We start from the raw sequence: 12,255 nt of genomic DNA, 5'->3' as shown, positions 1-12,255 counted from the left end.
ACGGACGGATTTACGGCAGTCGCCAGTCCACCGGTTCGGCGCCCTGCTGCGTGAGGAGGTCGTTGGCCCGGCTGAAGGGCCGGGAGCCGAAGAACCCCCGGTCCGCTGACATCGGCGAGGGGTGCGCCGACTCGATCGCCGGATACCCCTCGAGCAGAGGGCGCAGATTGCGCGCGTCGCGCCCCCACAGGATGGAGACCAGCGGCTTGCCGCGCGCGGCGAGGGCACGGATGGCCTGCTCCGTGACCTCCTCCCAGCCCTTGCCGCGATGCGCGCCCGGCTTGCGCGGGGCCGTGGTCAGCGCCCTGTTCAGCAGCAGCACGCCCTGGCTGGTCCACGGGGTCAGATCGCCGTTGGAGGGCCGCGGCAGGCCGAGGTCCGTGTGCATCTCGCGGTAGATGTTCTCCAGACTGCCGGGCAGTGACCGCACCTCCGGCGAGACCGCGAAGCTCAGCCCGATCGCCATGCCCGGTGTGGGGTAGGGGTCCTGACCGACGATCAGGACCCGTACGTCGTCGAAGGGTTGCTGGAACGCCCGCAGGACGTTCGCCCCCGACGGCAGATACGTCCGGCCCGCCGCCACCTCGGCGCGCAGGAAGTCGCCCATGCCCGCGATACGTCCGGCGACCGGGTCCAGGGCCTTCGCCCAGCCGGCTTCAACAAGTTCATGCAACGGTCGTGGTGCCACGCTGCGTCACTCTACTGGCCGACACCGACGCTCCGTACCGACGGACCGGGGCCCTTCGAGGACCACCGCTTCATCCGTCGCCGCGCCACGACCGGAAGCCGCCGATGACGACGACGCGGGGCGGCTGACAACAGTCCACCGGAGAGGGGAATCGTACCGATGTCGTCCGATCCGTACATCACTCATCAGACAAAACCGGACGGATACCGCTCACCCGCACCCTCCCCGAACAGGGAAGCCCAGGAAACCAGTAACATGCGGCGCCATGAGCTCCCCCACTGGGCCCGCGTCCGGCCTGCCAGTACGAATGCCGCGCCCCCGCCAGCCCGGGCGGCACCGCCGACCCGAGCCCCTGGTGGCTCCCGAGGGCGCGCCCGCGCTCGTCCTCGCGGTGCCGGGCACGCCCAGTAGCGCCACCCGGGGCCTCGCCGACGAGATCGTGAGCATCGCCCGCTCCGAGCTCCCCGGCATCGACGCCCGCATCGGACACCTGGACGGTGACGACGAGGAGTTCCCGTCGCTGTCGGCCGTGCTGGTGCGCGCCGCCGAGGAGCGCACCGCCCGCTACGAGCAGGCGCGGGCCGCCGGCCTCGACGTGAAGGAGCCCGAGGGCCCCGTCGCCGTCGTCGTGCCGCTGCTCGCCGGTCCGGACAGCGCGCTGCTGCGCCGTGTCCGGCAGGCGGTCATGGACAGCCGGGTCGCCGCCGAGCTGACCGACGTGCTCGGCCCGCACCCGCTGCTGGCCGAGGCGCTGCACGTGCGGCTCTCCGAGGCCGGTCTGGCCCGCGCCGACCGGGCCCGTCTGTTCACCGTGGCGACCGCCGCGGACGGCATCATCCTCGCCTCCGTCGGCGGTGACGAGGCGGTGCAGGCGGCCGGGATCACCGGCATGCTGCTGGCCGCGCGCCTCGCCGTGCCGGTGATGGCGGCGGCGCTGGACCAGGAGGGCTCGATCGCGTCCGTGGCCGAGCAGCTGCGCTCCTCGGGCTCGCAGCAGCTCGCGCTGGCGCCGTACCTGGTCGGCCCGGAGATCGACGCGTCCCTGCTGGAGGAGGCGGCCCGGGAGGCGGACTGCTCCACCGCGGAGCCGCTCGGCCCGTACCCGGCGATCGGCAAGCTGACGCTGGCCAAGTACACGACGGCGCTCGGCATCTCGCCGCAGCAGCCGCAGGGCACGCCGGTCCGCTGAGGCGGGCGGCGCCCGCTGGACGGCGCACAAGGCCGAAGGGCCCGCTCCGGTGCCGGAGCGGGCCCTTCGCCGTGTCGTGCGGCGGCGGAGGATCAGCCGAGGACCACGCAGGACGCGGCCGGCACCGGGAGCGCGCCGGCTCGGCGCGGCACTCCCGTCGCCGGGTCCAGCGTGAACCAGGTGACGTCTCCGGATCGTTCGTTGGCCACATAGAGGAAGCCGTCCGACACGGTGATCTCCCGTGGCCAGTGGCCGCCGCAGGGGACGGTGCCGGTCAGCCGGAGTCCGTCGGGCTCGACGGCGAAGACTGACAGCACGTCCTCCCCACGGGTCGCGGTCCACACGAAGCGGCCGTCGGGCGAGACGGCGATGCCCGAGGGGTAGGCGTCCCCGGCCGGAGCGCCGGGCAGCGCCTGGACCTCGGCGAGCGGCCGCAGCGTGCCGTCGGCGGCGTCCCACCGGCAGACGGTGACGGTGGGGGCGAGTTCGTTGGCCACGTAGGCGTGGTCGCCGTCGGGGTGGAACGCCAGGTGTCGGGGGCCCGAGCCGGGGCGCAGCGCGATCTCCCGGTGCACGGTCGGGGCGCCGTCGGCCAGGGTGCAGACCCGCACCGAGTCGGTGCCGAGGTCCACGGTGACGGCCCACCGTCCGCTGGGGTCGGGCTGCACCTGGTGGGCGTGCGGGCCCTGCTGGCGCTGGACGTGCGGGCCGCTGCCGGTGTGCCGGAGCACGCCGGACGCGGACCGGGCGAGGGTGCCGTCGGAGCGGACCGGGACGGCGGTGACGCTTCCGGAACCGTAGTTGGCGGTCAGGACGTGGCCGGCGAAGAGGCTGAGGTGGGTCGGCCCGTCGCCGCCTACCGGCACCGGCCGCCCGGCCGGCTCGGGCTTGTCCCCGGCGACGCGGTACGCGGCCACGGCGCCGTCGGCGGTCTCGCTGACGGCGTAGAGGGTGCCGCCGTCGGGCGCGAGGGCCAGGTAGGAGGGGTCCGGAACGCCGTTCAGCGTGCTCAGGAGCGTCAACGCGCCCTCCCCGGGGGTCACGGCCGCCGTCACGATCCCGGGGCCGCCGGCCGCCGTGAACGACCCGATGAACGCCCGCCGCTGCCGCCTGCCGCCGTCCGCCACCGCTGACCCCTCTCGTCCCGTGCCCGCCGGGCACCGCCTCGAGTGCCGACTGATCGTCCGCCCTGGAGCGACGGTAGCAGTCGATCATCTGCGGTCTAGACCAAACGGGTGGACCCGGCCGTCGGAGGGGTCAGGCACCGACCAGCGGGGACCCGGACGGGCTGCGCAGCGGCGCGGCGAGCTCTGCCAGGGCGCGCTCCAGGCCGTGGAGGTGGGCCAGCGCCGGTTCGGCGGCGAGCGGCCGTTCCTGGTGGTCGGGGACGGATCCGCCACCGGTGAGCGCCTCGACCGCGGCCTCGACGCGCCAGCAGGCGGCGGCCAGGCGGGCGTCGTGCGAGGCCTCGGGGTCGGCGGCGACGGCGACCAGGCCGCGGATCTCCCGGGCGCAGTCGTCGAGCAGGGCGAGCACCCGCCGGGCGCGGCGCTTGCGGCCGGCCATGGGGTTGAGCGGGTGGACGAGCGGGGCGACCGAGAGCCGGACCCGGCCGAGCAGCTGCTCCAGCTCGGCCACGCGCGGCGCCGGGTCGGCGTCCTCCGCGCCGGCGAGACGGGCGGCGGCCTCGGCGGTGCAGGCGTGGACGCAGCGCAGGGCGCGCTGGATCCATGCGTCGGTGACGGCGTGGGTGGTGACGGGCAGGACGAAGAGCACCGCGAGCACGGCGCCGAGCGCGCCGACGCCGGTCTCGGCGATCCGCAGCGCGAGCAGGCCGGGGCTGAGGACGCCGAGGAGGCCGTAGAGCAGCTCGGCGAGCACCGTCACGCAGAGCATCATCCACGTGTAGGACACCGCCGCGGTGTAGAAGATGCCGAAGACGCAGGCGGCGGCGAGGACGGCCGTGGGCACCGCGGACCCGGCGACGGGGACGGCGGCCAGGAAGCCCAGGCCGATGCCGACGACCGTGCCGAGCACCCGCCGGAAGCCGCGGACCAGCGTCTCGCCGCGCGAGGTGGTGTTGACGAAGACCCACCAGGTGGCGCCGACGGCCCAGTACCAGCGGTCGCCGGAGACCAGCTGCCCCACGACCAGCGCGAAGCCCGCGCCGACGGTGGCCTGGACGGCCTGGCGGGTGGTGATGCGGGCGAGCCCGGTGCCTGCGGGCGGCGCGGGCAGGGCGGGCGGCGGCAGACGGCGCTCGTAGCACCACAGGCCGAAGCGGACCGCCGCGGCGGTGGCCACGGACAGCAGGACGGCCGCGAACATCTCGGGCAGCCGGTCCGTGGTCGCGTGCAGGAACTGGGCGATGAAGAAGGTCATGAAGGCGAAGACGCCGAGGCTGTGACCGCGCGGGCCCCAGCGCCGGGCGTACACGCCCGCGCCGACCACGGCGAGGAAGGCGAGGTCGCGGGCGACGGGAAGACCGTGCAGTCCGGCCGCCGCGGTCAGCACGGGCAGGCCCGCCACGGGCAGCAGCGCGGTGGTGAGGGCCTGTCCGCGCACGGTGGCGTCGGTGACGGTGAACAGGGCGAGCAGCGCGGCGAGCCCGCCGATGACGGCGCCCACGAGGGAGATGCCGGCCAGGCCGCAGACCACGACGGCCAGGCCGATGCCGATGACGGCCCGCGCGGCGAAGCGCAGCCGCGCCCGCCCCGGATCCGGGCTCACGAACACCCTCTTCAGCACTGACTACCGCCCCCTCGCACACTGGCCCGAACATCGCCGGCATGAAAAAGGCGCCGCGGGATCCGCAGCGCCATCGACCGCTCCATATCAGCATCCTTTCCACCAGTGGCTCAACTGCCGCTCCCCACATTGGGCCATTGGTACAGTGATCAGGGCACCGGCCCGGCCATCGGAGAGCCATTGGCCGACGAGAGGACCAGGACGCCATGGCCGTCGACGAACTCGACACCCGCATCCTGCGGCTGCTGCTGGAGCAGCCGCGCACCAGCGTGCGCGAGTACGCGCGCATCCTCGGGGTCGCCCGCGGGACGCTCCAGGCCCGGCTGGACCGGCTGGAGCGCGACGGCGTGATCACCGGCACCGCACCGTCCCTCTCCCCCGCCGCGCTGGGCCATCCGGTGCTCGCGTTCGTGCACATCGAGGTCACCCAGGGGCATCTGGACGACGTGGGCGAGGCGCTGGCCGCCGTGCCGGAGATCGTCGAGGCCTTCTCCATCACGGGCGGCGGCGACCTGCTGACGCGGGTGGTGGCCCGGGACAACGCGCATCTGGAGGACGTGGTCCAGAAGCTGATCAGCCTGCCCGGCGTGGTCCGCACCCGCAGCGAGGTCGCCCTGCGCGAGCGCGTCCCGCACCGGCTGCTGCCGCTGGTGGAGTCGATCGGGCGCACGGCACGGAAGTGAGCCTTGGCATCCTGGGCACCATGAGCACTCTCGGCGGCATCTCGGTCGTCTTCGACCTCGACGGCACCCTCGTGGACAGCGAACCCACCTACTACGAGGCGGGCCGGCTGACGCTCGCCGAGTACGGCGTGCCGGACTTCACCTGGGCCGACCACGAGGAGTACGTCGGCATCAGCACCCAGGAGACGGTCGCCCACTGGAAGCGCCGGTACGGCCTCGACGCCCCGGCCGAGGAGCTGCTCGCCGCCAAGAACCGCCGCTATCTGGAGCTGGCCCGCACCGCCACCCGCGCCTACCCGGAGATGCGGAAGTTCGTCGAGCTGCTGGCGGGCGAGGGCGTGCCGCTGGCCGTGGCCTCGGGCTCCTCGCCGAAGGCCATCGAGGCGATCCTGTCCTGCACCGGCCTGGACGCGTATCTGCGCACCGTCGTGTCGGCCGACGAGGTCGCGCGCGGCAAGCCGGCCCCGGACGTGTTCCTGGAGGCGGCCCGCCGGCTCGGGGCGGTGCCGGCCGACTGCGTGGTCGTCGAGGACGCCGCGCCGGGGGCCGCCGCGGCCCACGCCGCCGGGATGCGCTGCATCGCGGTCCCGTACGTCGCCGCGCAGGCCGACGCCCCGGAGTTCGCCACGGCCGGGCTGCTGCTGCGGGGCGGGCAGGCCGAGTTCACCGCGCGGGCGGCCCACGACTGGCTCCTGTGCGAGACGCGGACCTCCTGACCGGAGGGGGCGCAGCCCCTCCGTACCGGCCCCGCGGAATTTTGCACGGAGCGGTGATCAGACCGCTGTCCGCATCCGTATCTCCCGGTGTCCGAGCCTGTCGTCGCCCCAGGAGGCACGATGCGCATCACGCGCACCACGGCAGGGACGGCCTTCGTGGCCGGTTCCCTGGTCCTCACCCTCACCGCGCTCGTCTACCCGGCCATGCTCGGGGTACAGAACGCGGGCAGCGACCAGGCCCGGGTCGTCACCTCCACGCGGTACGGTCCGCTCACCGAGGCGGACCGGGACTTCGTGGTGAAGGTCCGTGCCGCCGGGCTGTGGGAGCACCCGCTCGGGCTGCTGGCCATGGAGCGGGGGACGACCCCGGAGATGAGGGAGGTCGGCGAACATCTGGTCGCCGGCCACTCGCGGCTCGACGCGACCTGCCGCCGGATCGCCCCCGAACTGGGCATCACGCTGCCCAACCTGGCCTCTCCCCAGCAGCAGCAGTTCGTGTCGACCGTGGGCGGGACCACGGGCAAGCAGTTCGACACCACCGCGGTCAACATCATGCGCATCACGCACGGCCAGATCTTCCCGGTGATCGCCAAGATCCGCGCCAACACCAAGAACTCCCTGGTGCGGCAGCTGGCCGACCAGGCCAACGACACCGTCCTGGATCACATCACCGTTCTGGAGAAGACCGGCCTGGTCAACTTCGACCAGGTCAACTTCCAGCAGACGGCTCCGCCGGGCCTGCCCAAGGTCCAGCTCACCCCGCCGGCCCCGCAGCCGGGCGAGCCGGTGCTGTCGCTCACCGAGCCGCCCGGGCTGGACGTCGACACGACGGGTCCGACGCCCGCTCCGACGGTCCGCTGAGGGCGGCCGGCGTCGACCGTGTCGGCGGCGGCTCACCGGCCGCGGGGCTTGCCCCGCCGGCCGCCCTTCGCGGTGCCGCCCCTGGGGTTGCCGCCCTTCGCGGTGCCGCGCCGCGTGCCGCCGGTCTGCTTACCGCCCGCCGGCTTCTTCGCGCCGGGTTTGCGCCGTGCCGCCGCCGTGCCGGGGCGCTCGTCCTTCGACTGCCCCGGGGCGGGCCGCCGGCCCCGGCTGCTGTTGACGGTCCTGCCCCGGACGATCCCGATGAACTCCTCCACCAGGTCGGTGTGCGCGTCCTCGGGCCAGGAGAGGGCCACCGCCGACCCGGGGGCGTCGGTGACCGTCCGGTACGTGAGGTCCTTGCGGTGGTGCAGACGGGCCAGCGACAGCGGGACGACGAGGACGCCGATGCCGGCCGCGACCAGCTCGACCGCGTCGGCGGTGGTGGCCGGGCGCTCGAGCGCGGGCCGGCCGGGCGGGCGCTCCCAGCCGAGCACGTCGTCGAGCGGGTGCAGCACGATCTCGTCGGCCAGGTCCTCGACGGACACCTCGTCGGCCGCGGTCACCAGGTGGTCCTTGGGGATCACCACGACCGTGGTCTCGGTGTAGAGGGGGATCGCGCTGAGGACGGTCCGGTCGACGGGCAGCCGCACCAGTCCGGCGTCCGCGTCCCCGTCCAGCAGCGTCGCGCCCGCCTCGGCGGCGGAGACCTGCGTCAGGGCGAGGGGGACGTCCGGCAGCCGCTCGTTCCAGATGCGCACCCATTTGTCGGGCGTCACCCCCGGGACGTACGCGAGCCGGAACGAGGGGGGTTCTTCCGAGCCTGTCACCCGGCCAGGTTACCGGGCGTGGTCGGGAGCCGTTCACACGCTCGATACCCTTGACACCATGACGTCGCACCAGAACACCCAGACCATGAAGCCCGCGACCGCGGCGAAGAAGCTGGGTGTGTACCTCGAGGCCACACCCGCCGAGTTCCGGGAGGGCGTCGTCACGCGCGCCGAGCTGAACGCGCTGCAGGCCGATCCCCCGGCGTGGCTGCGCGACCTGCGGCGCGAAGGACCCCACCCGCGGCCGGTGGTGGCCGCCAAGCTGGGCGTGTCCATCGCGGGCCTGCGCCGCGGCGGGATCGAGGAGCCGCTGACCACGGCGCAGATCGACGCGTTGAAGCAGGAGCGTCCCGAGTGGCTGGAGCGGGAGCAGGCCGTCCAGGCCGACGTCCGCAAGGAGGCGGCCCGCGTCAAGCAGCTCCACGCGGAGCGCGCGGCACGCGCCGAGAGCGAGGAACGCCACTGAGCCGACCGAGCGGCCGTACGCGGCCGGCCCGTCCGGGGGCACACGGCTGAGCCGGGGACCCGGGTCCCCGGCCGTACTCAGCCCTCCGCCTTCTGCTCCGTCAGACTCCACGCGTACTGCAGCCAGTCCGACAGCGCGACGGCGCTCAGGCCCGCGCTCAGCATGCGGCCGGCCCGGGGTGCGACGGCGTAGGTGCCGACCAGCCCGCCGGCCACCCAGGCCGAGGTGCAGAACGGGCAGGACACCAGGTCGCCGACGGCACGGCGCATCCCGCCGCCACGCGGGGCGTCCATCACCTCGTTGGCCTCGCTCTCGCGTTCCCGGCGGGTGAACGGCGCCCGCACGAAGCTCGTGACCTTGTCCTTGGTCAGCAGGCGGGACGCCTTGAACGTGGCGGTCCCGAGGAGGGCGACGTCCCAGGGCGGAACGGTGTCGGGCAGCCGGACCCCACGGCGCCACGCCACCGCCGCGAGCGTTCCGACAGCGGCCGCGAAGGTCGTCGCGAGCGTCGCGTAGCCCGCGAGGGGGATGTCGTCGTCGGCGCCGTAGCGCTGCTCACCGTCCGTCATGAGGGCCTTCCTTCCGGCGACGCCACCCGGGGCCGCCTCGTCGACCGGGGCCGAGTGCCCCGTTCCGGCCGCCCGCAACGCGGGGTGTGCGCCGCGGAGGGCGCCCGCGCGGTCGCCGGGTACGACCGCCGCGGCCGGTGCGGCTCATCGGCGGGTGCGCGGCGCGTCGGCGATCTCGGTCACCCGGGTCACGGCGTCGTCCCGGAACAGCGCGCGTCCGGCGGCGATCCGTTCCCCACGCGCCGGGCCCGGGGCGGTCAGCCGGCGCAGCGCCCCGAGCAGTCCGGCGTCGTCCCCGGCCATCTCCGACAGGCCCAGCGCGGCCATCCTGCGGACGCCGTCCGCGCCGTGGCCGGGGATCGGACGGTGGCCGACGACCGGCAGTCCGGCGGCGAGTGCCTGGACGGCGGTCTGACCGGCGGCGTTGTCCACGAGGGCCCGCGCGGCGTGCAGCAGACCGGGCATGTCCGTAACCCAGCCGAGGGCGACCACGCCCGGGCGGCCGGACAGCTCACGGCGCAGCCGCGTGTTGTTCCCGCAGAGCACGACCGGCAGGAAGCCGCCGTCCGACAGCAGCCGTACGGTTGCGCACAGGTGCGAGCCGACCCCCCAGGCACCCGCGGACAGCACGACGGGCGGCCGCCCCGGGCCGTGCCGGGCGAACAGCCGACGCCAATCGGCCGCCCCGGGCGCGCCGGGCACCTCGGAAGCGTCGTGCACATCGGGTACGCCGGGCGCATCGGCGAAGAACTCTGGGGCCACCACCGGGCCGCAGGCCTCGGCGGGTGTGCCGGTGCTCCGCCGGACCTCGCGCGCCGCGTCCTCGGTGAGGCACAGACAGTGGTCGTTGCCGGGATGGAGCCACTGCCGGTGGACGACGAAGTCGATCACCAGCACGACGCTGGGCACGGACAGCCGGCCGCGGGCGCGCAGATGGCCGGTCAGCTGGGCGCCGAGGTGGAAGACCGGGACCACCACGTCCGCGCCCGTGCGGTCGGCCAGCTCCCGCAGGCGGGCCCCGGCCAGCCGGGCCAGGGGCGTTCCGCCGGGCCGGCGCCCGCCGCCGGGGCGCAGGAAGAGGCGGTACAGGGCGGCGTACGCCCACGGGAAGTGCCGAACCGACCCGCGGTAGAAGAGCCGCAGGGCGGTGCCCAGGCCGAACGGCAGGAGGGCGAGAACGTCGACGACGAGTGCGTCGCCGCCGCGTTCCCGGATCCGGCGGGCCAGTTCGGCGGCGACCGTGTCGTGCCCGGCGCCCATGCTCGCGCTGATCAGCAGCACGCGTCTGGCGTCCCGCGGGGAGCGCGGGGGCGCGGTCCGGCGGGACGTGGATGAGCTGGGAGGATGCACGGCGGTTCAAGTTGCCCGCCCCGTACGTTCCAAACCGGGGCATATTTGCCCGCCCCGTACGTTCCAAACCGGGTCATAGGCGAGCGTTTCGGACCCGATGTCCGGGATACTCCGTGACCGCCCGTCCGGCCGGACGCCGGGGGTCCCGACCGGTCGGTCGCCTCCCGAGTCCGCCCCGAGCCAAGGTGGTCCCCATGGTCGATGCGTTCTCCCGCACCCGGTCCGCCCCCGGACCGCGGCTCGTCGCACCCGACGCGGACCAGGCGAGGCCCGGACCGTCCGCCGCCCGGCCCGGCACGCGGACGCGCACGGCGCTCGTGACCGGGGCCTCCTCCGGCATCGGCGCGGCCGTCGCCCGGCGGCTGGCCGACGAGGGCGGCTGGCGGATGGTGCTCAGCGGGCGCGACCCGTCCCGGCTGCACGAGGTGGCCGAGGCCACGTCGGCCACGGTCTTCGCCGCGGACCTCACCCTGCCCGGCGCCGACCGGCGGCTCGCCGACTTCGCCTCGGCCACGGTGGGTCCGGTGGACGTCCTGGTGGCCGGTGCCGGGATCGGCTGGGCCGGCGAGTTCCGCGACATGCCGCCGCACGCCATCGACGAGGTCTTCGACATCGACGTCCTGGCCACGTTGCGACTGGTTCGGCTGCTGCTGCCGGGAATGATCGAGGCCGGCTCGGGGCGGGTGGTGCTCATCGGGTCGCTGGCCGGCTGCGTGGGGGTGCGCGACGAGGCCGTGTACTCCGCCGCCAAGGCCGCGCTGGGCGCCTTCGCCGACGCCCTGCGGTACGAGGTGCGGGGCACGGGCGTCGGGGTGACCCATGTGGTGCCCGGTGTCGTCGACACGCCCTTCTTCGAACGCCGCGGTGCCCCCTACCGGCGGTCCCGGCCGCGCCCGGTGCCGGCGGAGCGGGTCGCCGAGGCGGTGTGCCGGGCGGTGGTCCGGGACCGGGACGAGGTGTACGTGCCCGGCTGGCTGCGACTGCCGTGCCGGGTCCGGGGCGCGGCGCCCGGACTGTACCGGCGGATGGCCTCCCGGTTCGGATGAGCGGGAGCACGCCGCGGTGAGTGTCCTCACCGTAGTCCTCGCCCTGTTCGCGGCGCTGTCCAACGCTGCGGCGTCGGTGCTGCAGCGCCGCGCCGCGGCGCAGGACGAGGACCGGGCCGGTGCCGTCCACACGACGGTGCGCTCGCTGCTGCGGCTGATCCGCGACCCGTACTGGGTGGGCGGCGCGGTGATGCTCGCGCTGACGACGGTGCTGCAGGCCTCCGCGCTGGCGGTGGGCAGCCTGGCCGTGGTGCAGCCGCTGATGGCGACCGAGCTGCTGTTCACCCTGGTCGTCGGCAGCGTGGTCTTCCACCGGCGTCCCGACCTGCGGACCTGGCTGGCGTTCGTGGCGCTGGCCGTGGGGCTGGCGCTGTTCCTCGGCGCCGCGTCCCCGGCGGCCGGGCACGACACCGCGACGCCCGGTCGCTGGCCCTGGGCGCTGCTGGGCCTGTTCTGCGTGGTGACGGGTTTCGCCCTGGTCGGCCGGCTGGTGCACGGGGCGCCCCGTGCCGCGTTGTTCGGGACGGCGTCCGCGGTGGCGTTCGGCGGCACGGCGGCGCTGCTGAAGGAGGTCACCGGGCGGTTCCCGCAAGGGCTGGGCGCGGTGCTGACGCAGTGGCCGCTGTACGCCACGGGGGTCGTCGGCGTGGTCAGCTTCCTGCTCCTGCAGAGCGCGTTGCGGGCCGGGACCCTCGCCGCGTCGCAGCCCGCGCTCACCCTCGGGGACGCGCTGACCAGCGTGGGGCTCGGCTGGGCCCTGTTCGGCGAGGAGATCGCCCTCGGGGTGCGGGTGCTGCCCGAGCTGATCGGGGTGGCGCTGATCGGCCTCGGCAGCGTGGGGCTGGCCAGGGCACCGTCGGTGCACGGCGCCTGGGACACCGTGCCGGCGGCGCGCGACGGGCCGGGTGGGGGGCGGCGGCGACAGGAGCAGCAGAAGTCGTGACCGCCGGGACTTCCGGCGCACCATGGCCTTGACGACCTCCGGGTGACGTTCGAGGGACCTCCTTCGGAGGGACGACGTCCGGGGGATGACGTCCGAGGGACCGTTCGGGGGGACGTCTTTCCGGGCGTGGCCTTCCGGGAGTGAGCTTCCGGGCGACGTCCGGAGGACT

13 protein-coding genes are annotated in these 12,255 nt (G+C 74.8%); 7 read left to right on the top strand and 6 right to left on the bottom strand.

Translation table 11 applies throughout. From position 1 onward, the window contains the following. Positions 1 to 10 precede the first annotated feature (10 nt). Positions 11 to 688, bottom strand: coding sequence for a uracil-DNA glycosylase (locus tag AB0E77_RS18875; protein WP_361571833.1), 678 nt, complete (start codon positions 686 to 688; stop codon positions 11 to 13). A gap of 265 nt (positions 689 to 953) precedes the next feature. Between AB0E77_RS18875 and AB0E77_RS18870 the strand changes: the two genes are divergently transcribed. Then, on the top strand, positions 954 to 1,877 hold the full coding sequence (locus AB0E77_RS18870) for a hypothetical protein (protein WP_361571830.1): 924 nt from the start codon (positions 954 to 956) through the stop codon (positions 1,875 to 1,877). A gap of 92 nt (positions 1,878 to 1,969) precedes the next feature. Here the strand turns inward: AB0E77_RS18870 and AB0E77_RS18865 are convergent, their stop codons facing one another. After that, positions 1,970 to 3,004, bottom strand: coding sequence for a lactonase family protein (locus tag AB0E77_RS18865; protein WP_361571827.1), 1,035 nt, complete (start codon positions 3,002 to 3,004; stop codon positions 1,970 to 1,972). A gap of 130 nt (positions 3,005 to 3,134) precedes the next feature. After that, positions 3,135 to 4,625 (bottom strand): FUSC family protein, encoded by a 1,491-nt coding sequence (locus AB0E77_RS18860; RefSeq protein ID WP_361571824.1) that lies wholly within the window; start codon positions 4,623 to 4,625, stop codon positions 3,135 to 3,137. Positions 4,626 to 4,831: 206 nt separating this feature from the next. On the opposite strand from AB0E77_RS18860, the gene AB0E77_RS18855 reads away from it, so the two are divergent. The 3 genes from AB0E77_RS18855 to AB0E77_RS18845 all read left to right on the top strand — a co-directional run bounded on the left by AB0E77_RS18855 (position 4,832) and on the right by AB0E77_RS18845 (position 6,885). After that, entirely contained in the window at positions 4,832 to 5,308 is a 477-nt protein-coding gene (locus AB0E77_RS18855; RefSeq protein ID WP_361571821.1) for an Lrp/AsnC family transcriptional regulator, read from the top strand. A gap of 20 nt (positions 5,309 to 5,328) precedes the next feature. After that, positions 5,329 to 6,024 carry an HAD family phosphatase gene (locus tag AB0E77_RS18850; RefSeq protein ID WP_361571818.1) on the top strand — a complete coding sequence of 232 codons (696 nt, stop codon included), beginning with the start codon at positions 5,329 to 5,331 and terminating at the stop codon, positions 6,022 to 6,024. Positions 6,025 to 6,144: 120 nt separating this feature from the next. Beyond that, positions 6,145 to 6,885: a DUF4142 domain-containing protein gene (locus tag AB0E77_RS18845; RefSeq protein WP_361571816.1), complete on the top strand. Its 741-nt coding sequence runs from the start codon at positions 6,145 to 6,147 to the stop codon at positions 6,883 to 6,885. Positions 6,886 to 6,917: 32 nt separating this feature from the next. Here AB0E77_RS18845 and AB0E77_RS18840 read toward each other — a convergent pair whose 3' ends face one another. After that, the gene (locus AB0E77_RS18840; RefSeq protein ID WP_361571814.1) at positions 6,918 to 7,712 is read right to left on the bottom strand and encodes a LysR family substrate-binding domain-containing protein; all 795 of its coding nucleotides are present in this window, start codon (positions 7,710 to 7,712) and stop codon (positions 6,918 to 6,920) included. A gap of 58 nt (positions 7,713 to 7,770) precedes the next feature. On the opposite strand from AB0E77_RS18840, the gene AB0E77_RS18835 reads away from it, so the two are divergent. Then, entirely contained in the window at positions 7,771 to 8,178 is a 408-nt protein-coding gene (locus AB0E77_RS18835) for a DUF5997 family protein (protein WP_361571811.1), read from the top strand. A gap of 77 nt (positions 8,179 to 8,255) precedes the next feature. On the opposite strand, the gene AB0E77_RS18830 is transcribed toward AB0E77_RS18835, so the two are convergent. Further along, entirely contained in the window at positions 8,256 to 8,747 is a 492-nt protein-coding gene (locus AB0E77_RS18830; RefSeq protein WP_361571808.1) for a DUF1360 domain-containing protein, read from the bottom strand. 144 nt (positions 8,748 to 8,891) lie between these two features. Then, on the bottom strand, positions 8,892 to 10,007 hold the full coding sequence (locus AB0E77_RS18825) for a galactosyldiacylglycerol synthase (RefSeq protein WP_361572135.1): 1,116 nt from the start codon (positions 10,005 to 10,007) through the stop codon (positions 8,892 to 8,894). Between the two features lie 284 nt (positions 10,008 to 10,291). Here AB0E77_RS18825 and AB0E77_RS18820 point away from each other — a divergent pair, with 284 nt between their 5' ends. Next, a complete protein-coding gene (locus AB0E77_RS18820; RefSeq protein ID WP_361571805.1) occupies positions 10,292 to 11,143 on the top strand; it encodes an SDR family NAD(P)-dependent oxidoreductase in 852 nt (283 codons plus the stop codon). 16 nt (positions 11,144 to 11,159) lie between these two features. After that, the gene (locus tag AB0E77_RS18815) at positions 11,160 to 12,086 is read left to right on the top strand and encodes a DMT family transporter (protein ID WP_361571802.1); all 927 of its coding nucleotides are present in this window, start codon (positions 11,160 to 11,162) and stop codon (positions 12,084 to 12,086) included. Positions 12,087 to 12,255 lie beyond the last annotated feature (169 nt).

The organism is Streptomyces sp. NPDC032940, from assembly GCF_040636935.1.
Lineage (GTDB): Bacteria > Actinomycetota > Actinomycetes > Streptomycetales > Streptomycetaceae > Streptomyces.
Note: the sequence above shows the minus strand (reverse complement) of the source record. Positions and strands in the feature narration are given on the sequence as shown.